The 25,570-nt window shown below is 52.2% G+C and carries 21 protein-coding genes and 2 tRNA genes; 19 read left to right on the forward strand and 4 right to left on the reverse strand.

What is annotated here, in order from left to right; all coding sequences use genetic code 11:
• Position 1: 1 nt before the first annotated feature.
• The gene (gene mfd, locus SOJ49_RS08580) at positions 2 to 3,457 is read right to left on the reverse strand and encodes a transcription-repair coupling factor (RefSeq protein ID WP_369857809.1); all 3,456 of its coding nucleotides are present in this window, start codon (positions 3,455 to 3,457) and stop codon (positions 2 to 4) included.
• Between the two features lie 618 nt (positions 3,458 to 4,075).
• Between mfd and SOJ49_RS08585 the strand changes: the two genes are divergently transcribed.
• The 10 genes from SOJ49_RS08585 to SOJ49_RS08630 all read left to right on the forward strand — a co-directional run bounded on the left by SOJ49_RS08585 (position 4,076) and on the right by SOJ49_RS08630 (position 14,578).
• Entirely contained in the window at positions 4,076 to 5,524 is a 1,449-nt protein-coding gene (locus tag SOJ49_RS08585) for a glyceraldehyde-3-phosphate dehydrogenase (RefSeq protein WP_369857810.1), read from the forward strand.
• A 411-nt stretch (positions 5,525 to 5,935) separates the two neighbouring features.
• Positions 5,936 to 7,270, forward strand: a complete 1,335-nt coding sequence (locus SOJ49_RS08590; protein WP_369857811.1) for a Na(+)-translocating NADH-quinone reductase subunit A — start codon at positions 5,936 to 5,938, stop codon at positions 7,268 to 7,270.
• A 2-nt stretch (positions 7,271 to 7,272) separates the two neighbouring features.
• Complete coding sequence (locus SOJ49_RS08595) at positions 7,273 to 8,484, forward strand: NADH:ubiquinone reductase (Na(+)-transporting) subunit B (protein ID WP_369857812.1); 1,212 nt, start codon at positions 7,273 to 7,275, stop codon at positions 8,482 to 8,484.
• Positions 8,474 to 9,271 (forward strand): Na(+)-translocating NADH-quinone reductase subunit C, encoded by a 798-nt coding sequence (locus SOJ49_RS08600; protein ID WP_369857813.1) that lies wholly within the window; start codon positions 8,474 to 8,476, stop codon positions 9,269 to 9,271. The genes SOJ49_RS08595 and SOJ49_RS08600 overlap by 11 nt, the downstream gene beginning before the upstream one ends.
• A gap of 1 nt (position 9,272) precedes the next feature.
• Entirely contained in the window at positions 9,273 to 9,935 is a 663-nt protein-coding gene (locus SOJ49_RS08605; protein ID WP_369857814.1) for an NADH:ubiquinone reductase (Na(+)-transporting) subunit D, read from the forward strand.
• Entirely contained in the window at positions 9,935 to 10,549 is a 615-nt protein-coding gene (gene nqrE / locus SOJ49_RS08610; protein ID WP_369857815.1) for an NADH:ubiquinone reductase (Na(+)-transporting) subunit E, read from the forward strand. Before SOJ49_RS08605 ends, nqrE begins: the two co-directional genes overlap by 1 nt.
• 51 nt (positions 10,550 to 10,600) lie before the next feature.
• The gene (nqrF, locus tag SOJ49_RS08615) at positions 10,601 to 11,794 is read left to right on the forward strand and encodes an NADH:ubiquinone reductase (Na(+)-transporting) subunit F (protein WP_369858054.1); all 1,194 of its coding nucleotides are present in this window, start codon (positions 10,601 to 10,603) and stop codon (positions 11,792 to 11,794) included.
• Positions 11,795 to 12,047: 253 nt separating this feature from the next.
• Positions 12,048 to 13,229, forward strand: coding sequence for an acyl-CoA desaturase (locus tag SOJ49_RS08620; protein ID WP_369857816.1), 1,182 nt, complete (start codon positions 12,048 to 12,050; stop codon positions 13,227 to 13,229).
• 214 nt (positions 13,230 to 13,443) lie between these two features.
• A complete protein-coding gene (locus tag SOJ49_RS08625) occupies positions 13,444 to 14,118 on the forward strand; it encodes an SDR family oxidoreductase (protein WP_369857817.1) in 675 nt (224 codons plus the stop codon).
• 91 nt (positions 14,119 to 14,209) lie between these two features.
• Positions 14,210 to 14,578: a hypothetical protein gene (locus SOJ49_RS08630; protein WP_369857818.1), complete on the forward strand. Its 369-nt coding sequence runs from the start codon at positions 14,210 to 14,212 to the stop codon at positions 14,576 to 14,578.
• Between the two features lie 326 nt (positions 14,579 to 14,904).
• Here SOJ49_RS08630 and SOJ49_RS08635 read toward each other — a convergent pair whose 3' ends face one another.
• Positions 14,905 to 15,051, reverse strand: coding sequence for a hypothetical protein (locus SOJ49_RS08635; protein ID WP_369857819.1), 147 nt, complete (start codon positions 15,049 to 15,051; stop codon positions 14,905 to 14,907).
• Between the two features lie 506 nt (positions 15,052 to 15,557).
• Here SOJ49_RS08635 and SOJ49_RS08640 point away from each other — a divergent pair.
• From SOJ49_RS08640 to SOJ49_RS08680, 9 genes are all read left to right on the forward strand, one after another.
• The gene (locus SOJ49_RS08640; protein ID WP_369857820.1) at positions 15,558 to 16,937 is read left to right on the forward strand and encodes a hypothetical protein; all 1,380 of its coding nucleotides are present in this window, start codon (positions 15,558 to 15,560) and stop codon (positions 16,935 to 16,937) included.
• Positions 16,938 to 17,109: 172 nt separating this feature from the next.
• Complete coding sequence (locus SOJ49_RS08645) at positions 17,110 to 18,204, forward strand: methyl-accepting chemotaxis protein (protein ID WP_369857821.1); 1,095 nt, start codon at positions 17,110 to 17,112, stop codon at positions 18,202 to 18,204.
• Positions 18,205 to 18,281: 77 nt separating this feature from the next.
• Entirely contained in the window at positions 18,282 to 19,802 is a 1,521-nt protein-coding gene (gltX, locus tag SOJ49_RS08650; RefSeq protein WP_369857822.1) for a glutamate--tRNA ligase, read from the forward strand.
• Between the two features lie 108 nt (positions 19,803 to 19,910).
• A tRNA-Ala gene (locus SOJ49_RS08655) sits at positions 19,911 to 19,986 on the forward strand.
• 15 nt (positions 19,987 to 20,001) lie between these two features.
• Positions 20,002 to 20,077: transfer RNA gene (locus tag SOJ49_RS08660), tRNA-Glu, on the forward strand.
• 258 nt (positions 20,078 to 20,335) lie between these two features.
• Positions 20,336 to 20,902, forward strand: a complete 567-nt coding sequence (locus tag SOJ49_RS08665) for a KdsC family phosphatase (RefSeq protein WP_369857823.1) — start codon at positions 20,336 to 20,338, stop codon at positions 20,900 to 20,902.
• Positions 20,902 to 21,909 (forward strand): NAD-dependent epimerase, encoded by a 1,008-nt coding sequence (locus tag SOJ49_RS08670; protein WP_369857824.1) that lies wholly within the window; start codon positions 20,902 to 20,904, stop codon positions 21,907 to 21,909. The genes SOJ49_RS08665 and SOJ49_RS08670 overlap by 1 nt, the downstream gene beginning before the upstream one ends.
• An 89-nt stretch (positions 21,910 to 21,998) precedes the next feature.
• On the forward strand, positions 21,999 to 22,775 hold the full coding sequence (kdsB, locus tag SOJ49_RS08675; RefSeq protein WP_369857825.1) for a 3-deoxy-manno-octulosonate cytidylyltransferase: 777 nt from the start codon (positions 21,999 to 22,001) through the stop codon (positions 22,773 to 22,775).
• An 88-nt stretch (positions 22,776 to 22,863) separates the two neighbouring features.
• Positions 22,864 to 23,346 carry a DUF3429 domain-containing protein gene (locus SOJ49_RS08680; protein ID WP_369857826.1) on the forward strand — a complete coding sequence of 161 codons (483 nt, stop codon included), beginning with the start codon at positions 22,864 to 22,866 and terminating at the stop codon, positions 23,344 to 23,346.
• 21 nt (positions 23,347 to 23,367) lie between these two features.
• Here the strand turns inward: SOJ49_RS08680 and SOJ49_RS08685 are convergent, their stop codons facing one another.
• Together SOJ49_RS08685 and SOJ49_RS08690 are read right to left on the reverse strand one after the other, a co-directional pair.
• Positions 23,368 to 24,312 (reverse strand): GNAT family N-acetyltransferase, encoded by a 945-nt coding sequence (locus SOJ49_RS08685; protein ID WP_369857827.1) that lies wholly within the window; start codon positions 24,310 to 24,312, stop codon positions 23,368 to 23,370.
• A gap of 69 nt (positions 24,313 to 24,381) precedes the next feature.
• Positions 24,382 to 25,539, reverse strand: a complete 1,158-nt coding sequence (locus tag SOJ49_RS08690; protein WP_369857828.1) for a cupin domain-containing protein — start codon at positions 25,537 to 25,539, stop codon at positions 24,382 to 24,384.
• Between the last annotated feature and the right edge of the window lie 31 nt (positions 25,540 to 25,570).

Raw genomic sequence — 25,570 nt, forward strand, 5'->3', positions numbered from 1 at the left:
GTCAGAGTTCCTTTTGCAGTTCGGTCAGCACCTGGTCGATGACGTTAAAGCGCCGGTCGATAGTGTCCATGTTGAAGTAGAAACGCAAGGTGTGGCCACCTTCAAGCTTGTAGCTGTGGGATTTGCTTTGTACCAGCTTGACCAGGGTGAAGGGGTTGATTTTGGTTTCGGCGCTGAACTCCAGTCGACCGGAGTCGGAACCTACATCGAGTTTGGCAATACCCAGCGGGTTGAGTTGCAGTTTCAGCGATGTCTGGCGGAACAGGTTTTTTACCGCATCCGGCAGCAGTCCGAAACGATCGATCATTTCTACTTGCAGTTCTTTTAATTCGTTATCATTTTGGCCGTTGGCAATCCGTTTGTAGAGCGTCAGTCGGGTGTTGACGTCGGGCAGGTAGGTGTCAGGAATCAGTGCCGGTATGTGTAAATTGACATCGGCCATCTGTTTTGGTGTCAGGTCGTCAGACGGCATTTTGCCGGAGCGCATGGCATTGACGGCCTGTTCGAGCATTTCCATATAAAGGGTGAAACCGATGGTTTCGATCTGGCCGCTTTGCTCTTCACCCAGGAGTTCACCCGCACCACGGATTTCCAGGTCGTGGGTCGCAAGCATAAAACCGGCACCCAGATCTTGCGCTGATGCAATGGCTTCCAGGCGTTTTTCGGCATCCTTGGTTATGACTTTTGGCGGTGGCGTCAGCAGATAGGCGTAGGCTTGATGGTGCGAGCGGCCAACACGACCACGCAGCTGGTGCAGCTGGGCCAGACCAAACTTGTCGGCCCGTTCAATGATGATGGTGTTGGCGGAAGGGATATCGATACCGGTTTCAATAATGGTGGTACAGACCAGCACATTAAAGCGTTTGTGGTAAAAATCGCTCATGACGCTTTCCAGCTCACGCTCCGACATCTGGCCGTGGGCAAAGACGACGCGGGCTTCTGGTACCAGCTGATCCAGTTCGCGAGTGAGTTTTTCGATGCTTTTGACTTCGTTGTGGAGGTAGTACACCTGACCGCCACGGAGGATTTCCCGCAGAATGGATTCTTTGATGGTGGCTTCGTCGTATTGGCGCACAAAGGTTTTGACGCTCAGGCGTTTCGCCGGTGGTGTAGCAATAATCGACAGGTCGCGAATACTGGCCATGGCCATATTCAGTGTCCGGGGGATCGGCGTTGCCGTGAGAGTAAGGATGTCGACATTGGCCCGCAGAGCCTTGATACGCTCTTTTTGTTGTACGCCAAAGCGGTGTTCCTCGTCGATCACCAGTAGCCCCAGATGCTCAAAACGGACGTCTTTTTGCAGCAGCTTGTGGGTGCCGACCACGATATCGGTTTTGCCATCCAACATGCGTTCGAGTGCCAGTTGGGTCTCTTTGGCGGATTTGAAACGTGATAATACATCGACCTTGACCGGCCATTCAGCAAAGCGGTCGGCAAAGTTCTGGTAGTGCTGTTGCGCCAGCAGAGTGGTAGGTACGAGTACAGCGACCTGCTTGCCACTTTGAACCGCCATAAAGGCCGCCCGCATAGCCACTTCGGTTTTACCAAAACCGACATCGCCACACACCAGACGATCCATTGGCCGTGGTGAACACATATCGTTGATTACGGCATCAATGGCGGTTTGCTGGTCGGGGGTTTCTTCGTAGGGGAAACCGGCGGTAAAGCGTTCGTATTCTTCGTCCGGGCCATTAAAAGCGAAGCCTTTGCGAGCTTCCCGGCGAGCATAGATTTCCAGTAACTCGGCGGCCGTATCGCGGATTTTCTCGGCGGCCTTGCGTTTGGCAACGGCCCATTTTTCAGTGCCCAAACGGCTGATTGGGATGGCGCCGTCTTCGGCACCGCCATAACGTGAAATCAGGTGCAGTGAAGAAACCGGTACGTACAACTTGCTGTTGCTGGCGTATTCGAGCACCAGGAATTCATTCAGCTGACCACCGGCATCCAGTGCCTGTAACCCCTGGTAGCGGCCAATGCCGTGATCCAGGTGAACGACCGGGGAGCCGGGCTTCAGCTCAGACAGATCACGAATAATGTTGTCAGCGTCAGTTTTTTGTTTGTTGCGGCGGCGGGTCTGACGAATACGTTGACCAAACAGTTCATTTTCGGTGATCAGCGCCAACGCCGGGCTACCGGCGATCACGACCCCTTTACCGAGCGGTGCAATGGTCAGCATCAGGCGATCATTGCTGCTGATGGCCGTTATCCAGTCCGGATGTTCACTGGCTCGAACCTTGATCCGGTTGAGCAGTTCCTTTAACGCTTCCCGGCGACCAGCTGATTCGGCGCAAAACAGGATACGGGTGTTCGGGTTGGCCTGCAGCCAGGATTGCAGCCGTTGTAACGGTTGTTCCAGTCGTGAATCAACGCTGATGTCGGCTGCTGGGCTGGTATCAAAATGAATCGCACCGGCACGGGCGGGCATCTCTGTTTCGTACCACTGGATGCGCGGGTAGTCATTGAGGTGACTGAACAGCTGTTCGGTGGCAATAAACAACTCGCCAGGTGTCAGGATCGGGCGGGTGCGATCGTAGCGACGGCTTTCATGGCGTTGCTCCAGATCGCTGCGGAAATGTTTGGCACCTTGTTCGATAGCGGCATCGTGGATGATCAGCGTGTTGCGGGGCAGGTGATCAAAAAAGTTGCCCAGATCATCGGCAAAAAACAACGGCAGGTAGTATTCGACCCCCGCTGGTGCAATACCCTGAGTGATGTCGACGTAAACCGAACAGTCGTTCGGGTTGTGTTCAAAAAAGTCGAACCAGCGCTGTTTGAACATCTTGATCGCCGCTGCATTGAGCGGGAATTCCCGTGCGGGCAGAATCCGGATGCTATTGACTTTATCCAGGGTGCGCTGGTTTTCGGGATCAAAGGTTCTCAGGGTTTCTATTTCGTCGTCGAACATGTCGATACGAAACGGCAACTCCTGACCCATTGGATAAATATCGACAATGGCGCCCCGAACGGCAAATTCGCCGTGTTCATACACCGTATCGACGCAATGATAGCCAGCTGCCTGTAGCTGTTTGCGGGTGTTCTCGACATTAAAGTGCTGACCGACATCCAGCGCAAAACTTTGGCCCTGATAAAAGCTGGCGGGTGGCAGGCGGTGTAGCAGGGTGGCGACCGGAATAATCAGTACCGCCTGACGAATATCCTGCAACTGGCTGAGCGTGGCAATCCGTTGGGAAACGATGTCCTGGTGCGGGGAAAACACGTCGTAGGGCAGGGTCTCCCAGTCGGGAAATAACAGTACCGGCAAGTTGGCAGCAAAAAAACGGATGTCTTCTTCCAGCTGCAGTGCGCTGGTGGTGTCGTTACAAACCACCAGGGTCAATCCCTTGTTTGACGATGCGGCCTGAGCAATGGCCAATGCCAGGCTTGCTCCCTCAAGATTGCCCCAGAAGCGACGTTCGGCAGCTTTGGTCGGCAGGTCGGGAGTCATCGGACTGGTCATGCGTTCTCCGGGCAGGTGTGATTGGGTGAGGATCAACAGACGGCTAAGTGTAATCAATGGCTTACAGGGTGTCACAGGTTTCCCGCTGAGCAGCTGCGGTTTTGATGTGGGCGAAGTTGTTGAAACTGAATATTGGCGTTTGATCCGGGATGGATCGGAATGAGCTGATTTGGTACTGGTCGTTGGCGATTGTTATCCGACTGACAGGTATTGAGCGATAGTGCACAAATTGAGGGTCTGCTGTTGCCAATGTATTGAAAGTGTCACATCAAGCCGGATTTTTCTGTAAAAAATGTCGTAAAACAGCGCGGTTGTGCGTTCCTGTGCTGCAAAAACCAGGCGCTAAAAGGGGATAAAGCCGGTAAATTTTCTAATAAGTATGGTTTTTTGTTGGAAATTTACTACGTTAATTGACTGGTTTGAGTTGCCTGACGGCAAAGGTAGTTATTTTGCTGGTGGCTGATGGGGCTGGGTTCGTAATGTTTCGTAGGTTGTTTTAAAAAGTAGGTAGGTTTTCTACAAAGCAGGTTGCTTTTTGGCCGGATTGTGATCTCAGGTCTGCGCGTGCATAATCCGCACCGTAATGATCCCTCGAATAATTGAATGGAAGGTTTGCCTGTGACCCAAGATATGCGCGACACCTGCTTGCAGGAATGGATGGAACGCGAAACGATCGCTGAATCCATGATTCCCCTGATTGGTGGTTTGTACCGCACTCACAATGTGATCACATCCTTGTATGGCCGTGCGATCATCAATCGTTCTGTGATTGATATTCTGAAGGCTCACCGTTTTGTCCGTCATATGGAGAAACAGGAAGTTTCTGTTCAGGATACCTTTCCGATTCTCCAGATCCTGGCGGAGCTGGACGTTAACCGCGTACACGTCGATATTGGCCGTCTGGCCGTCAAGTTCCGTACCGAAGCGAATGGCCGTGACTTGCGGGCATTTGTGACGGATGAGTTGGGCGATGCGATTGGTCAAAGCACTGAAGATGGCGAAAACCGCGATATCGTATTGTATGGTTTTGGTCGTATTGGTCGTTTGCTGGCGCGTATCTTGATTGAAAAATCCGGTGGTGGCCGAGGTTTGCGTTTGCGTGCGATCGTGGTTCGTCGTGGCAAGGGTGATGACCTGGTCAAGCGCGCCAGTCTGCTGCGTCGCGATTCGGTTCACGGTACCTTTCGTGGCAGCCTGTCGGTTGACGAAGAGAATGAATGCCTGATTGCCAATGGCAACGTGATCAAGATTATCTACGCTGGCAGCCCGACTGAGATTGATTATGCCGATTACGGTATCAAGAATGCGCTGGTGATTGATAATACCGGTGTGTGGCGCGATGAAGATGGCCTGAGTCAGCACCTGAAGTGCAACGGTGTTGCCCGTGTGCTGCTGACCGCGCCAGGCAAGGGCGATATCAAGAACATCGTCTACGGCATCAATAACGGTGATATTGCCGAAACCGACAAGATTCTGTCTGCGGCTTCCTGTACCACCAATGCCATCACGCCGGTTCTGAAGGTGATGAACGACCAATACGGTATCGTCAGTGGCCATGTGGAAACGGTTCACTCTTATACCAACGACCAGAACCTGATTGATAACTACCATAGTGGTGATCGTCGTGGCCGTTCCGCGCCGCTGAACATGGTGATTACGGAAACGGGTGCCGCCAAGGCAGTTGCCAAGGCGCTGCCTGAACTCAAAGGTAAGTTGACCGGTAATGCGATCCGGGTTCCGACACCGAATGTGTCGATGGCAATTCTGTCATTGAACCTGAGCAAGGAAGTCAGTGTTGATGATGTTAACGAGTACCTGCGTGAAGCATCCTTGCGCTCAGATCTGCATCGTCAGATTGACTGGGTAAATTCACCGGAAGTGGTTTCTACTGACTTTGTCGGTAACAGTCATGCCGGTATCGTTGATGCCAAGGCCACCATTGTGAATGGCAATCATGCCAACCTCTATGTCTGGTATGACAATGAATATGGCTATAGTCGTCAGGTGATCCGTATTGCGCATCAGTTGTGTGGCGTGGAATATCCGACCTATCCGGTAAAAAACTGAGTGTTTGCCCGTCGGTTGCTGTTTTGATCGGGCAATCTGACGGGTAATGCCTCTGCGCTGGCCGGGAGAGAAGGGTGTTTCTCTTCCGGCTGAGTTGCTTTCGATTGATCCCTGTCATTGTTTCTTGTTGTTGTACCCCGTCAATTTGTACTCTTTTGGTATACAGCGTTCCCTCTAAAGCATCGTCTTCAGATCCCCTTGATCGCTAGATTATTCGGGTGCGCATCTTTATACTTACCGCCGATTTTTCACTTAGTAAACTTAGCAAACGAGTATCCAAGTGCTTGTTTCCCAATGCAAATTGCAAGTAATACGGGCCTGCTTCCGATTTCAACGATGATTTTGGCGGCATTTTCGTGTGTTTGTGTTGAGGATCTGGCACGTCGGCACTCATGTGATTAGGCGAGGCATATGATCAAAATTAAAAAAGGTCTCGACTTACCTATCACCGGAATTCCTGAGCAAACCATCACATCGGGCCAGAACGTAACGGAAGTTGCGATACTGGGCGCGGACTATGTTGGTATGAAGCCAACGATGGCTGTTCAGGAAGGTGATTTGGTTAAGAAGGGGCAAGTCCTATTTACAGACAAGAAAACCGAAGGTGTGCAGTTCACCTCACCGGTTGCGGGTGTGGTCAAGGCGATTAATCGCGGTGATCGGCGCAAATTCTTGTCAGTTGTTATCAAAATTGAAGGTTCCGATGAAGAAACCTTTAATAGCTATCCAGTGGATGCTCTGTCATCCCTGTCTGCAACGGATGTCCAGGCCAATCTGGTGAATTCCGGTCTGTGGACGACTCTGCGTACCCGCCCATATTCTCGGGTTCCGGCGCTGGACAGCACGCCGGAAGCAATTTTTGTTAATGCCATGGATACCAATCCACTGGCGGCCAATCCGGAATTGATCATCGCTGAACAGGCTGAAGCGTTCAAAAATGGCATCCAGGTTTTGAATAACCTGACGGCTGGCAAGCTGTATGTGTGCAAGGCTGCGGGTGCCAATATTCCAGCAGCTGGTGTCGAGGCAGTGGAAGAATTTGCGGGTGTTCATCCCGCAGGTCTGCCGGGTACCCATATCCATTTTCTGCACCCGGTAAATGAGCATCGTACCGTCTGGACCATGGGTTATCAGGATGTGATTGCCGTCGGTATTCTGTTTACCACCGGCAAGTTGTCTTCCGAACGTGTGGTCGCTCTGGCAGGCCCACAGGTCAAGCAGCCTCGTCTGGTTCGTACTCTGGTGGGTGCCAGCTTGCAGCAGTTGACTGCTGGCGAACTGGTGGATGATGAGAATCGTATTGTTACTGGTTCGGTGTTTGGTGGGCGTACGGCTGAAGGGGCTGAAGCCTTTCTGGGCCGTTACCACAATCAGGTCAGTGTACTGCGCGAAGGACGTGAACGGCCGTTGTTGCATTACTTGACACCGGGCGCCAATCGTTTTTCTGTGATGCCGATTTACCTGTCCAATCTGATGAAGAAAACGTTCCCGTTCTCAACCTCTACCAACGGCAGTGAGCGTGCCATGGTGCCCGTAGGTGCCTATGAACGCATTATGCCGCTGGATATGCTGCCAACCCAATTGTTGCGCGCATTGATCGTTGAAGATATGGAATCGGCCGTTGCGCTGGGTGCGCTGGAGCTGGATGAAGAAGATCTTGCTCTGTGTTCTTTTGTTTGCCCTGGCAAATATGAGTATGGCCCGATCCTGCGTAAAAATCTTACTCGAATTGAGGCGGAGGGCTGATTATGGGTCTGCGAACTATGCTCGATAACCTGGCGCCCCTGTTCGAAAAGGGCGGCAAGTATGAAAAAATGTATCCTCTTTATGAGGCTGTTGATACCGGTCTGTTTTCTCCCCCGAATGTGACCAACAACACCGCACATGTGCGTGATGGTATTGACCTCAAGCGCATCATGATTACTGTTTGGGTGTGTACCTTTCCGGCAATGCTCTTTGGTATGTACAACATCGGACTGCAGGCGAATGACGCCATGGCAGCGGGTGCGGGTACGGTCATTGAAGGCTGGCGTGAATTCCTGATCGTGTTGCTGGGCGGTGGTGCTCACAATGCGGCCAGTTTCTGGGATAACTTTGTTTTTGGTGCCGCCTACTTCCTGCCGGTTTATGCCACTGTCTTTATTGTGGGTGGTTTTTGGGAAGTTTTGTTTGCAACGATTCGTCGCCACGAAGTGAACGAAGGTTTCTTTGTGACCTCGGTGCTGTTTGCGCTGACGTTACCACCGACCATCCCGCTGTGGCAGGTTGCTCTGGGTATTTCGTTTGGTGTGGTTATCGGTAAGGAAGTGTTTGGCGGTACCGGCAAAAATTTCCTCAACCCGGCCCTGACCGGTCGTGCGTTCCTGTTCTTTGCTTATCCGGCCAATATGTCGGGTAATGCAGTATGGACCGCTGCCGATGGTTTTACCGGTGCAACCGCGCTGGGTAATGCTGCCGAAGGTGGGGTACAGGGAATTATTGATGCAGGCATTAGCTGGAGCGATGCGTTTTTTGGCACGATCCAGGGTTCAATGGGTGAAACCAGCACGCTGGCCATCCTGATCGGTGGTGTGGTACTGCTGGCCATGAATATTGCGGCCTGGCGTATTGTGGCCGGTGTGTTTGGTGGCATGGTGGTGTTCAGCCTGCTGTTGAACATGATTGGTTCAGATACCAATCATATGTTTGCTTTGCCATGGTACTGGCATCTGGTAGTGGGTGGTTTTGCCTTCGGTATGATTTTTATGGCGACCGATCCGGTATCGGCTTCCATGACCAATACTGGCAAGTACTTTTTTGGTGCACTGATCGGCTTCATGGTGGTGATGATTCGTGTGGTTAACCCAGCTTTCCCTGAAGGCATGATGCTGGCCATTCTGTTTGCCAATCTGTTTGCACCTTTGATCGACCACTTTGTGGTACAGGCAAACATCAAGCGGAGGATTGCCCGTGTCAGCTAATAACGAGAGCATTCAAAAAACCCTGACGGTTGCCATTCTGCTGTGTCTGGTGTGCTCGGTGATTGTTGCCGGTGCTGCAGTAGGCCTGCGTAGCAAACAAAATGAAAACAAGGCCAACGATAAAAAGGCGGCGGTATTACAAGCGGCCGGTTTGTACGTTGAAGGCCAGCCGGTAGCCGATCAGTTCAAGCAGATCACTACCCGTATTGTTAATCTGGAAGCCGGACGCTTTGCGACCGACGCAGAACTTCAGCAAATCCGTGATGCCGGTTTGACGATCGAAAATTTCGATCAGAAAAAATCGTCAAAAACGCCAGCGCTGTCCCGTGCCTTGTCTTCCGATGAAGACAAGGCCAGCATCAAGCGGCTGGAACAATACGCAGCGGTATTTATCGTGGGCGATGCAGACCATATCGACAAGATAATCCTGCCGGTTCATGGTTATGGCCTTTGGTCCACACTGTACGGATTCTTGGCGCTGCAAGGCGATATGGATACGATCGTGGGGCTGGGTTTCTACTCTCATGCAGAGACGCCGGGACTGGGTGGTGAAGTTGATAATCCCAAGTGGAAAGCGTTGTGGGTCGGCAAGCAAGTCTTTAATGACAAAGGCGACGTTGCGATCTCTGTTGTAAAAGGTGGTGCCGAAGCCGGTAATCCCTATCAGGTCGACGGCCTGTCAGGTGCAACCCTGACCAGTCGTGGTGTGAACAACCTGGTGCGGTTCTGGATGAGTGACAAGGCATTTGGTGGCTTGTTGAACAAACTGAAAGGGCAGGGGGCGTAATATGTCTGAAATCAAGAGAGTCCTTACCGAGCCATTATTTGGCAAAAATCCGATTGCAGTGCAGATTCTGGGTATTTGTTCGGCGCTGGCAGTAACTACCAGTCTGAATGTGACCCTGGTAATGTGTATTGCATTAACTCTGGTAACGGCGTTTTCCAGTGCTGGTATTGCACTGATCCGTCATCACATTCCCAACAGCATTCGTATCATCGTGCAGATGATCATTATTGCTTCTCTGGTGATTGTGGTTGACCAGATCCTCAAGGCTTACGCCTATGAGATCAGCAAGCAGTTGTCGGTATTTGTGGGTCTGATCATTACCAACTGTATCGTCATGGGGCGCGCAGAAGCCTTCGCGATGAAAAATGGCCCGGTGCTGAGTTTCTTTGACGGTATTGGTAACGGTCTTGGCTATTCCCTGATGCTGGTTCTGGTCGCCACGGTGCGTGAGCTGTTTGGTTCCGGCAAGCTGTTCGGTTTTGAGATTCTGCCGCTGATTCAGGACGGTGGCTGGTATCAGTCCAATGGTCTGTTGCTGTTGCCACCATCGGCGTTCTTTATTATCGGTTTTTTTATCTGGGCGTTACGTAGCTGGAAAACAGAACTGGTTGAGCAGACTGAATTCAAGATCCTGCCAAATACCGAACACTCAGGAGGTCACTGATGGAACATTATATCAGCCTGTTCGTCCGATCCGTGTTCCTTGAGAACATGGCTCTGTCTTTCTTCCTGGGCATGTGTACCTTCATGGCCATCTCCAAGAAGATCCAGACCGCGATTGGTCTGGGCATCGCTGTGGTGGTTGTGCTGGGTATTTGTACCCCGATCAACAACCTGATTTATACCAACTTGCTGAAAGAAGGTGCGCTGACCTGGGCTTCCCCGGAGATGGCGACGGTTGATCTGAGCTTTCTGGGGCTGCTGACCTACATCGGTGTGATTGCCGCTGTGGTGCAGATTCTGGAAATGGTGCTGGATAAGTATGTACCAGCGCTGTACAACGCGCTGGGCGTGTTTCTGCCACTGATCACTGTAAACTGCGCCATCATGGGTGCGGTGTTGTTTATGGTTGAACGTGACTACAACTTTGCCGAAAGTGCGGTGTTTGGTGTGGGTTCCGGCGTTGGCTGGGCTCTGGCTATTACCGCATTGGCCGGTATTCGCGAAAAACTGAAGTACAGCGACGTGCCAGCAGGTCTGCAGGGTCTGGGTATTACCTTTATGACTGTAGGTCTGATGTCACTTGGCTTCATGTCCTTCTCTGGCGTATCACTGTAAGGAGACGAAGTTTTGGATATCGTAACAATTCAAATTATTCTGGGCGTAGTGATGTTTACCGTGATCGTTTTGTCACTGGTATTCATCATTCTTGGCGCTCGTGCTCGACTGGTAAGTTCCGGCAACGTCAAGATTATGATCAATGGCGAGCGTGAAGTTGAAACGGAAGCGGGCGGCAAGCTGTTGCAGACGCTGGCGGCCAATAACATCTTCCTGTCGTCTGCTTGTGGTGGTGGTGGTACTTGCGCACAGTGCAAATGCAAGGTGACTGATGGCGGTGGCGAAATGCTGCCAACCGAAGCTGCTCACTTTACCAAGGGTGAAGCTCGTGAAGGCTGGCGCTTGTCGTGCCAAACACCGGTGAAGCAGGACATGGTGGTTGAGGTTCCTGAAGAAGTGTTCGGTGTGAAGAAGTGGGAAACAACCGTTGTTTCCAACCCCAACATGGCGACCTTTATCAAGGAATTGACGCTGGCGTTGCCAGAAGGCGAAAACGTTGACTTCCGTGCCGGTGGTTACGTTCAGCTGGAATGCCCACCGTACGAGATTGACTTCGCTGACTTCGATATTGAAGAACAATATCGTGGTGACTGGGAGCGTTTTGGCTTCTTCGACATCAAGGCAGTGAACAAGGAAGACACTATTCGTGCCTATTCCATGGCTAACTACCCTGAAGAAAAAGGTCTGGTGAAGTTCAATATCCGTATTGCAACACCACCTCCGGGTTCTCAGGGTATTCAGCCTGGCATCATGTCGACCTTCGTCTTTAACCTGAAGCCAGGTGATAAGGTGACGGTATACGGGCCGTTTGGTGAATTCTTCGCTCGTGATACTGACGCCGAAATGGTCTTTATCGGTGGTGGTGCGGGTATGGCACCGATGCGCTCCCATATCTTTGACCAGCTCAAGCGTTTGCACTCCAAGCGCAAGATCAGCTTCTGGTACGGCGCGCGCTCATTACGCGAACTGTTTTACCAGGAAGAGTACGACAAGCTGGCAGAAGAGAACGATAATTTCGAATGGCACGTGGCGATGTCTGATCCACTGCCAGAAGATAACTGGACGGGTCTGACCGGCTTTATCCATAACGTACTGTACGAGCAGTACCTCAAGGATCATGCTGCGCCAGAAGATTGCGAGTACTACATGTGTGGGCCGCCAATCATGAACCAGTCTGTGATTAACATGCTGCTCTCTTTGGGTGTTGAACCTGATAACATCATGCTGGACGACTTCGGTGGTTAATCACTGATACGTTCTGAAAAGCCGCGCAACATGCGCGGCTTTTTTATGACCGTATTTATGCTGATTATAACTAAAGTTGTATATGAGCATGAACGGCGTCCGATTTGGGCTGTCTGAAAGGGTAGAACAGCGGTCTTTCCTAACCTTTTGAAATTTCTTGCCATATTCCACCGAAGGCGCATGTCGGATTACGCAATCCTGGTTTAGTATGAATACCTCTGTTACTGCGTCGATTGTCACAAGAAAGAGTACTATGAGCCAAAACGACCAAGCACAATCTGCTGCTGAGCAGCGTAAAAATAACAAGAAACCACCCATTTACTGGACACCCACCATTATGTTCAGTGTCAGCACACTGGGTGTACTGACATTGGTTCCCTGGTACGGATTCACCCATGGTTACGATACTTCGGCCTGGGTTGCCTATGTTGTCATTACCTGGTTAACCGGGATGGCGATCACGGGCGGTTATCACCGGCTCTGGTCACACAATGCCTACGATGCGCATTGGGCGCTACGCATCTGGTACGCCCTGTGGGGGGCATCGGCATTACAGAATACTGTGTTGGAATGGTGTTCTGGTCATCGCAAGCATCATCGCCATGTGGATGATGTTGACCAGGATCCATACTCCGCCAAACGCGGTTTGTGGTTTTCTCATATCGGCTGGATGCTGCGAGAATGGCCAGCGGGTAAAACAGATTACGCCAATGTGAAAAACCTGCTGAAAGATCCGATTGTCATGTGGCAAGACAAATACTACGTCTGGATCGTGCTGGCCATGAACGTTGGTCTGCCTGTGGCGCTCGGACTGGTGTTTGGCGACGTCTGGGGTATGCTGTTGCTGGCGGGGCTGCTGCGTTTGTTTACCACTCATCATGTCACTTTCTTTATTAACTCCATCGCCCATAAATGGGGTTCGCAGCCTTATACCGACGAAAATACCGCGCGAGACAATCCGTTTTTTGCCTTTCTGACTCACGGTGAGGGTTACCACAACTACCACCATATTTTTCAGAACGACTATCGTAACGGCATCCGCTGGTATCACTGGGATCCGACCAAATGGTTTATCCAGGCCTGTTCCTGGGTCGGGCTGGCCTCGAATCTGAGAACCGTGTCCAACTTTAAAATCCAGCGCGCCAAAATCCAGATGCAGTTCAAGCGTGCCAAGGAAGAACTGGCCTTGCGTCAACTTAAAGAGGCCGATCACCAGCGTTGGAGTGAGGTGCTGGAAAAAGAGTATGCCCAGTTCAAGGCCATGCTGAACGACTGGACCAGTCTGCAAGGTGAGCGTTACTCGAATACGCGCCAGTCACTGGCTTGTCGTTGGGAGAAGGCCGCGATCAGAACTCGTTATCAGGAATTGGAATATGCGCTCAGAATGCAACACAAGCGTATGCAGTTATTGATGGTGGAGCTGGCACCAGCCTAATCTGATCAGCCATTGATTAACCGAATAGATCCAGTGTGACTGTGCCAATTCATGCCTGCAGTCAACAGTAAAGCCACCGTCGGGTGGCTTTACTGTTTATAGAGCTCGGGACTGCGGTTCACAGTTATAAACACAGTAGCCATTGCATCCCGGAACAGCCCTTGGTTAGTATGGCGCGCAATGTTCCGATCAACAGTCCAGACAGGAGAAATACATGGCGAATGTACTGATTACCGGTGCCAATCGAGGCATAGGGCTGGAGCTGGTGCGCCATTTTTCCAGCCGTGGAGACCGCGTTATGGCTGTTTGCCGCGAATCATCCGAAGCGCTGGATACGCTCGCGGATCAGATTATTGCCGGTATCGATATGACCGACGCCGAAGCCGTTCAGGGTTTACAAACCATCGTTGCCGAGCTGCTGGATGGCGGGCCATTGGATATTCTGGTCAATAACGCGGGTATTTTTGAAAACGAAACGCTTGAGCAGATGGATTTTGAACAGATTCGCCGTCAGTTTGAAGTGAATAGCCTGGCACCCTTGCGTCTTGCTCACACCTTGCTGCCACTGATGAGCGCGGGCAGCAAAATTACCAACATCACCAGCCGTATGGGCTCCATGGCTGATAATAGCTCCGGTGGTTATTACGGTTACCGGGCATCCAAGGCGGCGCTTAACGCCTTCGGCAAAAGTCTGGCCGAAGACCTCAAGCCTCAAGGTATCGCCGTGGCTCAGCTACACCCCGGATTTGTGCAGACCCGGATGGTGAATTTTGCCGGTGATATCTCGCCACAACAGGCAGCGGAAGGATTGGTTGCCCGCATTGACGAATTGACGATTCATAACAGCGGTGGGTTCTGGCACGCCAATGGCCAGTCTTTGCCCTGGTAACATCTTTTATACAGACAGGCCGCTACAACACGCAGCTACAACTACGGTTACAACACACAGCTACAACACACAGTTACAACAGGAAATTTATATGGCAAATGCCCGTATCACCAAAAAATACCACACTCGTTATCTGGCCGATTTTTTTGTGGAGTGCACCCAGGTAAAAGAGTGGGAAGAAAAACTCAAGGCGATGGGCCTGGAAGATAAAACAGATACTGCCGTTGACGGCTTTCCGGCCAGCTTTGAGCAGGAATTTCCTGAGATTATTGGCCTTGGATTACACTACTGCATTGAACGTGTAGAGCTGGCCGACATTCCCCGCGCCGCCTCCTGCTGGTGGCCCATCGATGATGCGACCCAGTACTTTATGTGTTATCCCGCCGATTTTCCGCAAAGCGCTGTGTATATGGCCATCGACTTTGACGAAGAAGGTCATGCTTGCGGTCACGATCACTAAGAGAAAACCAGCTTCTTCGCAGTCGAGCAGCCCCCGATAGGTTGCGACGTCCTGCTTGATACGCTCTCGTTGGCTGGCTTGAGCGGCCAGCCGTGTGCCTGAATAAGCATTTCATCACACTCTCTTCATTTATTGAGGAAAGGCTGTCAGAGCTTTCAGCCGCTTACGGAACTGTTTGGTTCACTGGTCATCAGTTGCAGAGGGTCTGTGGTTCTGAATCTGTGGTTCTGAATCTTTGGGATGGGTGTTTAAACCGTTATGGTGTTAATCCAGGGGGGACATCTATTTAATCCGATGCTCACTCTGGGCTAGCGGATGGTTTCGAATCACGAAGCCGACTTGCAGGCCTGACGGGTCAAGTCAAACGTCGGCGACACAGAGTCGAGATCATCCGGCAGCCCCCGCAGAGCGCGGGTTGCCGCCGTCCAGTGCGGTGTTGACGAATGTGAAAAGGACGCGTCATTTCGCTGCATTCGCCGCCTTGTCCTGAACAACGGCAACACTCGCGCAGAGCCGTGCAGGATTAAATAGATGTCTCCCAGGATTTTGATGAACTGGTTGCGTGAGTCTATGTGCCTATTGGTGCCTTTTTGTTTTTGTTGGATCTGGCATTCTCTGTTTTGTCCTGAGTTGCTGTATCGTTTAAGGCAATCTGTTGATGTTTGGCGCAGAAAGAGGCTTCAGGATTTTTAGTGCAGTGATTGTCAGTGGTGCAAATGTTATTTTTGCACGGTAATTGCATCTTGCCTGTATTGCTGGATTTGGCCGTTTGGGATGTTGATTTGGATCACAGATAATCCAGCTTGCGCCTGAGTTGCACCATTTTGGGGAGAATAAAGTCGCCAAGTCTGTTGTTTGGTCTAGTCTTGATTCTGGCAGAGTTCGGATTAAGCTGGCGTTTACGTCTGGGTGTATTTTGTTGGTTCATGCCGTTAAATAGTATTGCAAAGGTGAGATTTATTGGTATGGAGCCAATTCGATGAAAGTTGTTACGGATAACACATCGCAGTTGCGCCAGTCGTTGACGCTACTGGATCAATTGTCCAGTGCGGGGAGTGGCTCCTGTAGCAAAGGTCGTTCGGTTTCGGGCAGGGTCTTGCTGTTGCAGGGGCCTGTCGGGCCGTTTTTCAAACGGCTGCAACGTCATTTCGCGTCAGAAGGTATGGATGTGTGGCGGGTGTGTTTCAATCCCGGCGATTTGCTGTATTCCTGTCCTGAAAATCGCATTTATTTTCGTGGTGGTTTTGCTGATTGGCGTCGTTGGCTGAGGGAGTTCCTTGGCTCTTCTCGCCCTGACGTTATCGTACTGTTTGGTTCTGAGCGTCCGGCTCATCGTATTGCCAGACAACTGGCAGGGCGCTTGGGTATTCGGGTGCTGTCTCTCGAGGAAGGTTATATTCGTCCAGGTTTCATAACCGTGGAAGAGAGTGGCAATAATGCCAGCTCACCTTTAGCGGGTGTTCTGCCGGAGGTCTCGCTCAAACCTTGCGATGAACCGCCCGAAGTGGGTACACATTACAAAAGTCTGGGACGCATGAGCAGCTATGGCGCGGTGTACTATGGCATCCGTTCATTGCTGAGTATTGGCCGTCAGAAACAGCTCTATCATCGACGATTTGAGCTGCTGCAGGAGTGTTTTTGCTGGGGTCGGAACGTCTATCGCCGTTTTGCTGGTCAGGGGAAGAATTTTACGATTATCCAGGGCTTGCTGGAGCACTGGGACCGGCGTTTTTTCCTGGTGCCATTACAGGTTTCTGCAGACTCTAATATGCAGGCGGCCGCGCTGGGCTGGAATTCGATACGCCTGATCTCAACATCGATGCGCTCATTTGCGGCGGCAGCTCCATTACATACCCGCCTGGTTTTTAAAATACATCCCCTGGAACGGGGTCACTGCGATTACTTGTCATTCATTCATGAGGAAGCACAGCGGCTGGGTGTTTCGGATTGTGTCGATATTATCGATACCGGTTCCTTGGGTTTGTTAGCCCGTCATGCAGCAGGCATGATTACGATAAACAGTACTTCGGGTTTGTCGGCCATTCACCACGGTATCCCCTTGCTGGTTATCGGTAAGGCTGTTTACGCCAACCCGGTGTTGGCGGTCTGTGCTCATGGCCAGCCCGATTTTGATCACTTCTGGACCTGTCGTCATATTGCTGCGCCAGCGGTTCGGCGTCGGTATCTTGAATGGTTGAAGCGGGAGGCTTTGGTTGCGGGTGATTTTTACGTGGAAGAAGGTATGAAGCAGGCCTGTCAGGGGTTGTCAGAGAAAGTATTGGTGCACTCTCTGGATGAATCTACAGAGGTGGTTACGATGTCCATGGAACAAGAAACCCGTCGGGCTTCTATAATATAGCAGCCTATCTAACCGGTCTTTCAGGCCAGTCTTATATTCCCGTGATCTTTTTATTGCTGCTCCTGCTGTCCGGCAGGAGCAGGGCAGGCCCGTTTGAAAGCGGAATCCCCATCATTTCTGAAACCATGAACTAGACTTCAGTGACGTACGTACCGTTCACAGGAATGCCGCCATGTTTGGAAGTTCTCGTCGTCTGGCAGATGCCAATGAAGCTATTTTGAAATTGGAGCGGGAGAGGGAAGCCCTGCTCCAGCAGGTGCGCCAACTCCAGTCTGAGTCGTCTGCCGCCAAAGCGACGCTTGCGCAACGTGAAGACGATGTCGCCCGGTTGGGGTGTGTGGATTTATGGTTGGGTGGCAGTGCACAGCTTGGTGAAGTAGGTCAAATGATGGCGACTACCGAGCGGGAATTGATGGACGCTTCAGCTGGTGCACAATCCTCCCGCATGGCTGGTGGCGGAGTACGTGCCTCGCTGGACTCTGTAACGGCAGAACTTGATGATATTCGCAGTCAGTCGATACATGCTGCCGAGTCGGTGTCGGGGTTGAAGCAGGTCGCTGCAGGAATCGCCAATTTTGTGGGTTTGATTCAGGGGATTTCCGAGCAGACCAATTTACTGGCACTGAATGCTGCCATTGAAGCAGCTCGTGCGGGCGAGCAGGGGCGTGGTTTTGCCGTGGTGGCGGATGAAGTCCGGACGCTGGCTGGTAGAACAGCGGAGGCGACCCAGGAAATCGGTACTCTGATCAAGCAGATAAGCAGCGAGGTTGATCAGGTTTCTGTGCAGATATCGTCGGTAGGGGAACATGGAAACAACCTTGCCGGAGAGGTGGCTTCCCTGGCTGATCAGCTGACTCAGCTGGAAGACAATTCTGCCGTCGCGGTTCGGGTGCTAAAAAATAGCAGTGATGGCGCATTTCTGGAAGCGGTGGCGCTTGATCACTTGATCTGGAAAAACGATATTTACAAGGCTGTTTTGAAACCGGATGCGGCTCAGCTTGGAAGCCAGGCAGATCATATCGAATGTCGCCTGAGCCGCTGGTTGAAAGAGGGTGGCGGGAAGCGTCATATTGCCGGGAATGGGCCATCTGACCGTATATCGGTACCGCATCAGGCGTTTCATCAAAGTGGGATGGCAGTTCTGGATGCGCTAAAGCGATCGAATGTGACGGAGGTTAAATCCCGGTTGCTGAAAATGGAGCAGTCTTCCGAGCAGCTGATGGGCTATATGAGGTCGTTGTCAGAAACGATCGCTAACGGCCGTTGAATCTGTCAACAATCCGTGCCAGCGGCAGCTGATTTCTCTATAATCCCGGCCGAATTCATCTGGTTTTGAGAGACATCATGACAGTCCGCACCCGAGTTGCGCCTTCTCCAACGGGCGATCCGCACGTTGGTACCGCTTATATTGCACTCTTCAATCTTGCCTTTGCTCGCCAGCATGGCGGTCAGTTCCTGCTGCGTATTGAAGACACCGATCAGCAGCGCAGCACGCCGGAGTCCGAGCAAGCCATCCTGGATAGTTTGCGTTGGTTGGGTCTGGAGTGGGATGAAGGTCCGGATGTGGGTGGCCCGCATGGGCCTTATCGTCAGAGCGAGCGCGGTGATATCTATCTCAGTCATGTCCAGCAGCTGCTGGACAAAGGATGTGCGTTCAAGTGCTACCGCACCACGGCAGAGCTGAATGAATTGCGCATTCGTCGTGAAGCCGAAGGTAAAAATACAGCCTTAAAAGCATCAGACCTGGAATTGCCTGCGGAAGAAGTGGCTCGTCGTGAAACCGAGGGCGCTCCCTTTGTGATTCGTATGCGGGTGCCGGAAGAGGGTATCTGTGTCGTCAATGATATGCTGCGTGGCCCAATCGAACTGGATCTGGCCCAGGTAGATGCCCAGATTTTGCTGAAGTCTGACGGCATGCCAACCTATCACCTTGCCAATGTGGTGGATGACCACCTGATGGCAATTACCCACGTGATTCGTGGTGAAGAGTGGATCAACTCGGCACCCAAGCACAAATTGCTGTATGAATATTTTGGTTGGGAAATGCCGCAGTTATGTCATATGCCACTGTTGCGTAATCCGGATAAAACCAAACTGAGTAAGCGCAAAAACCCGACCTCCATTATGTTTTATGAGCGTATGGGCTTTATGCCGGAGGCTTTGCTCAATTATCTGGGGCGTATGGGCTGGTCGATGCCCGACGAACGCGAACAGTTCAGTCGTGATGAGATGTTCGCCAACTTTGATATTCAGCGTGTCTCTCTGGGTGGCCCGGTGTTTGATGTCGACAAGTTGCGTTGGCTGAACAGCTTGTGGTTGCGTGCCTTGTCACCGGAAGCGTTCTGTGAAAAATTCGCCAGTTGGGGTTTGCGTGCCGAAAACATGTTGCCGCTGGTACCCCATGTACAGCCTCGTGTTGAAGTATTTTCGGATGTTGTGCCTTTGACTGGGCATTTTTTGTCGGGGTTGCCGAGGGTAACCGCCGAGCAGTTCGAGCATAAGGCTTATGATGAAGAAAAGCGCTTGCAGACCTTGCAGTTCGGTTTATGGCAGTTGGAAGCCATTCGTCATTGGGACAAGCCTGAAATAGAGCAACGTTTGTTTGCGCTGGCAGGGCAGTTGGAACTGAAAGTCCGTGATTTTCTGTTTCCATTTTTTATTGCTATTGCAGGCACCTCGTCAACGATCTCGGTACTGGATTCCATGGCGTTACTGGGGCCGGATATGAGTCGGGCACGTTTACGAGTGGCGATTGATGTATTGGGTGGTGTTGGCAAGAAACGGCTGAAAAAAATGGAGAAAGACTACTTCGTAGTGGCTCGTGCTATTGATCAGCAATTGGCAGACAAAATAGCCGGCGAATAAGCCGATCGTTGTGTGAATTTCAGTCTAAGTGGTTGTTTTTGCATTTATTTTAAAAAAGATGTTGACGGACTTTGGGTCTCTAAGTAAGATGCGCACACGTTTTGAGACGGGGCCTTAGCTCAGCTGGGAGAGCGCAACACTGGCAGTGTTGAGGTCAGCGGTTCGATCCCGCTAGGCTCCACCAAACTCTCAAAAATGTGTCCCCATCGTCTAGAGGCCTAGGACACTGCCCTTTCACGGCGGCAACAGGGGTTCGAATCCCCTTGGGGATACCACTATTATGTGGTATCAGAAAAAAGCGGCAGCTAGCCGCTTTTTTTGTGCCTGTCATTTGGCGGATGTCCTTCCGCACGCTGATCATTTGGATAACCTGTTTCGCTTTGCTTCTGTGGATCACACCGTCCTGGTGGCCGTGTGCGGTTGTTGCCGTTGCAGGGTACAATGCGGTTTGTTTGGCGATCATCTTGATCGTTTGGTCGGGTGAGAGTGAATGACGACTACAAGCGGTAAGGCACTTACACAGAGGAGTTTTGATGTCCTGGATCAATCCGTTACCGGAAGTCCTTCAACAACGCGCCGCCAGGGTCAAACTGGTGGTGTTTGATGTGGATGGCGTGTTAACCAATGGTACGCTGACTTACAGCGCCGATGGTGAGCTGGTCAAACACTTTAATGTGAAAGATGGTGTGGGCATCAAGTTGCTCGACAGTTTTGGTATCGCCACCGCGATTATTTCTGCCAAAAGCTCCGATGCGCTGGCAAGGCGTGCCCGTGATCTTGGCATTCGGCATTTTTACCCCGGTAGCAAAGATAAATGGCCCTGCCTGGAAGCCGTGATGCAGCTGCTTGGCATTACCCCGGACGAGGTTTGTTACGTTGGTGATGATGTCATCGATCTGAAAGTGATGACCCGAGTCGGCTTTGCGGTAGCACCGGCTGATGCGTTCTGGATGGTGCAGGAACGCGCTGAGTACGTTACCCAGGCTGCTGGTGGCTGTGGGGTGGCGCGGGAAGTGGCAGACCTGGTGTTGGGCAGTCGAATGCCCCTGGAAGACGCCTATATCAAGGCAATGTTGCCCGAGTTTGAGGTTCAGAAGTAATGAAAGCGCTGGTTACCGGCATTGCCGGTTTTATTGGTTCTTACGTCGCCAAGCGACTGATTGCCAACGGTTATGAAGTGGTCGGTATTGATAACCTGAACGACTACTATGATGTATCGCTAAAGCGCGCCCGACTGGACTGGGTGCGTGAACAAGGCGATTTTACCTTTGTCGAAATGGATCTGGCCGACAAGGCAGCGATGACGACGCTGTTTGATCATCATCAGTTTGATCGGGTGGTGCATCTGGCGGCCCAGGCTGGGGTGCGTTATTCGATTGAGCACCCGGATGTGTATGTTGCCAGTAATCTGGTGGGATTCGTCAATATTCTTGAGGCCTGTCGGCATCAACAAACGCCGCATCTGGTGTTTGCGTCTTCCAGTTCGGTCTATGGGCTGAACAGCAAGTTGCCGTTTGCGACCTCGGACAGTGTCGATCATCCTGTTTCCCTGTATGCCGCGACGAAAAAATCCAACGAACTTATGGCTCATACCTATGCCCATCTGTACGGCTTGCCGGTAACCGGTTTGCGCTTTTTTACCGTGTATGGTCCGTGGGGACGTCCGGATATGGCGGCCTGGGGCTTTACCAAAAATATTCTTGCTGGCAAAACCATCAACGTCTACAACCACGGCAAGATGCGTCGGGATTTCACCTATATCGATGATATTGTTGAAGGTGTGGTGCGGGTTACGGAACGTATACCGGGTGGTGTTGAAGGCTGGACGGTTGAATCGGGCGATAAAAGCCGCAGTACGGCACCGTACAAGATTTACAATATCGGTAACCACAACAGTGTTGAGCTGGGTGAGTTTATCACCACGCTGGAAAGCGCCCTTGGTACCAAAGCCAATATCAATTACATGGATATGCAGCCGGGTGATGTCGTCGCGACGCATGCCAACGTGGATGACCTGATCGACGATGTTGATTTTGCACCGAATACGCGTCTGGTCGATGGGCTGGAGCGGTTTGTCAGCTGGTATCGTCAGTATCACGGGTTGTGACATTTTCCAGAGTTGCCTCTGTGTGGGATTGTTGTGTGTGGCCGTTATGATAAGCGCAGTACTGGATACAGGTTATTTGGATGGATGTTATGAAAAACTACAAAATTGTTATTCCGGCACGCTACGCCTCCAGTCGTCTGCCTGGCAAGCCGCTGATCGAGCTGGCAGGCAAACCGATGATTCAGCACGTGTACGAACGAGCGCTGGAAGCGGGTGTTGATGAGGTAGTGGTTGCCACGGATGATCAGCGTATTGCCGATGTTGCCCGCGGTTTTGGTGCCGATGTCGTGATGACCTCGGTCGATCATGAAAACGGGACTGAGCGCATCGCCGAAGTGGCCCGCCTGCGTGGCTGGGAAGACCACGACGTGATTGTAAACCTGCAAGGTGATGAGCCACTGATTCCACGGGAACTGATCGAGAAAACCGCTGCCAGTTTGCTGGATCGGCCGGAAGCCGGGATGAGTTCGCTGTGTACGCCAATTCACGACGACCACGATGCTTTCGATACCAATGTCGTCAAGGTGGTGTTGGATCGCGCCGGGTTTGCCATGTATTTCAGTCGCGCCAGCATTCCCTGGGATCGTGACGGCTATAAGGCCAGTCCCGGTGTGATGACGACCAAACTGCCGCTCTATCGTCATTTGGGGATGTACGGTTACCGGGTGTCATTCCTGAAGCAATACACCTCAATGGAACCTTGTGCCTTGGAAGGTGCCGAATCACTGGAGCAGCTCAGGGCACTTTGGTACGGCGTACGTATTCATCTGTCCGTGATTGATCAGCCACCTGGACATGGTATCGACACACCGGACGATGTGATGCGGGTAGAAAAGCTATTAGCGGCGATGTCGGCGAGCCAGTAGTCATCAGCGCCAAGTCCAACAGACTCCTGGGTGCAGTCTGCAGTCTGCAGTCGCGGCCAGGTGCACGGCACATAACGAGGGTTGGAACATGACAGAACCGGATCAGGCAGATCAATCAGGCCAGGCAGAAGAGCACAAACCAGGTCTGGTCAGGTGGCTGGGTTATTCCGGCCTGCTGCCTTTTATTATTGCTGCCGTGTTGTCGCTGTTTGGTATTGCCGGAGCGTTGGCGTTTTTTCTGGCGTATTCCGCAATGATTCTGGCCTTTATGGCCGGTGCCTGCTGGGGCGTGGGGCAGGGTCATCACCAGCGGATGGGCTATTGGCTGCCGGGCGTGTCGATCGCGGTGTTTTTATGGGGGCTGGCGGCCTGGGTTCTGGTTGCGATCATCGGATCAGAGTTCACCCTGATCGCACTGGTTGCCGGTTATCTGGTGCTTTACCTGATGGAGCTGCAACCGCTGTTTCGTGAGGTGTATTCGCCTGTCTATCGCCGTTTGCGGCGTCATCTGACACTGGTGGTTGTGGTTGTGCACCTGCTGTTGATTGGGGTGGCAGAAATCAGTCAGTAAGGTCGTTGTACCCTTTGCTTCTTACAAATACCGCAGACGTAATTCCTTACTGGGAGCGCCGCTGTTAAAACACTCCGTCAGGGCTTGTTGCACCGTTCTGGTACTGCGAGCATCTGCGGTATTGGCGATAAAGTGACCGTTATCCAGACCGGGTCGTGATTTTCCTTCTGCTAACCAACAATCCCTCCCCAATACTCCCTGAGTCATAGCGACCTCGCTGTTGATCACTACGGCCACCCGGCTGTCCAGACGTCGGGCCATGGTGAACAGCGGCAAGTCGGCAATATGATTGTCGTGACGAATAATCAGGCGCACAAAGCGTTGTCGCCCCTGGCGCAGATATTTCACCAGCGCCGAAATCAACAAGTGGTGGTGCCAGTCCGGGTTTTCCGGATCATACAGAGCCAGCTCCACGGTCGCGGGCTGTTGACACAACTGGGTCAGCAAAAATCCCAGCCGCTCACAAGGTGTGGTGAGCGTATGCAGCTGGCTGTCCTGGCCGGCACGGTAGGCATTGCCGTAGCGCGCAGGCAAATCGGCAGCACTGAGTGGCAAGGCAATATCCAGGTGTGGAATATCGGCATCAAGATAAAAGTTGCTGTCATTATAAAAGCCGAGCTGCCAGTAAAAATTCATCGCCGAGCACTGGGCGCTGGCGAGCAGGGCGGGCATGCCCAGCTCTTCCGCCAACGTCTTGATGGCTCCGACCAGCTGGCTACCAATTCCGCTGGCCCGATATTCTGGCAACACTGCCAAGCGTCCGAAGTGACCGTTATTGAACAGCCGGATGCAGCCAATCACGGTGTCTCCTTCCAGGGCGATGACGTAGTGGGCGGCATGATCCGCTGCGTCATCCCATTCTTCGCTGGCGGGGATTTGTTGTTCCTGAATATAGACGCGGTCGCGGACACTCCGAATTCCGTGCTGGTGATCCGTCCAGCGAGTGCGAACGATACGAATAGTCATCTGTGCCTCCAGGGGTGTTGCGTGTATCCAGTATCAGTGTATTGGGCTAAGCCTGTCTTGAATATGAGGTTATTCGACCTGATAAATCAGTTGCTGTAACCAAAGGCGGCGCAGCAGCTCGTAACCCTGTTGCGAGCAAGGCACGTTGGCCAGCGCGTCACGTGGGTACTGATGACGACTACTGAGTAATTGTGCCAGTTCCAGATCCTCAATATCGAGAGTGGACGCTTGCCCCTGGGCATAAAAAACCAGCCCCGCTGCCGTTTGCTGGAAAGCGAAACGACCATGTTCACTCTTGCGTAAATCCGGCAGTTGCTGGTGCTGGCTGCGCCAGAGTTCCCAATCGTCGTCATCCAACCGTTCGGACTGGTGCTCCGGATACTTGGCTTCGGTCATCAACTTGCCGAGCATATCGCCGAGGTTGTCGGGTTGCATCAAGACCGCTTGTAACAGTTTGGCCAGTCGGGCTTTGGCGGCGGAAGATATTTCGCCGCTGCTGCCTTCATGAGTGCTGTAGTCGGCATCGGTATAACGCTGGTCTTCGCTGCTGGTGCTTAAAACCTGATCCAGTGCGGATTGCGCCAGTTCGGCAACACTGGGGGCACGAAAACCGATCGAATAGGTCTGGCATTCCCCTTGGGCGATGCCGTAATGGGCCAGTTGTGGCGGCAGGTACAGCATATCGCCTGGGTTCAGTACCCAGCGTTCGGTTTCTTCAAAAGCCGCCAATACCCGGATCATCGGCCCTTTGAGAATAGCGGAGTCTTCATGACACATCTGGCCGATGCGCCATTCCCGCTGACCTTCAGCCTGCAATAAAAATACATCGTACTGATCGTAATGCGGGCCAACGCTGCCTCCATCGACGGCGTAACTGATCATCAGGTCATCGACGCGCCAGCCGGGCAAAAAACGGAAATGTTCCAACAGGTCGGCAGCTTCCGGAATCCAGTGATCAACAGCTTGTACCAGCAGTGTCCAGTGGCTTTCAGGCAGGTCGGCAAACGCGGACTCATCAAAAGGCCCTTTGCGAATTTCCCATGGGCCAGCGGTGCCGTGCTCCATCACCAGGCGTGACTCAATTTCGCTTTCCAGCGACAGGCCAGCCAGTTCATCGGCTGCCAGCAAGGGTTGAAAATTCGGCCAGGCTTGGCGAATCACCAGCGGCTTTTTTTGCCAGTAATCGCGCAGGAATGCTTCAACAGAGAGATCACCAAGGATATGCATACAGAGGGTTCCTGACGGGTGCACAACGCAA

The sequence above is a fragment of the Candidatus Thalassolituus haligoni genome (genome assembly GCF_041222825.1).
GTDB classification, from domain to species: domain Bacteria; phylum Pseudomonadota; class Gammaproteobacteria; order Pseudomonadales; family Oceanobacteraceae; genus Oceanobacter; species Oceanobacter antarcticus.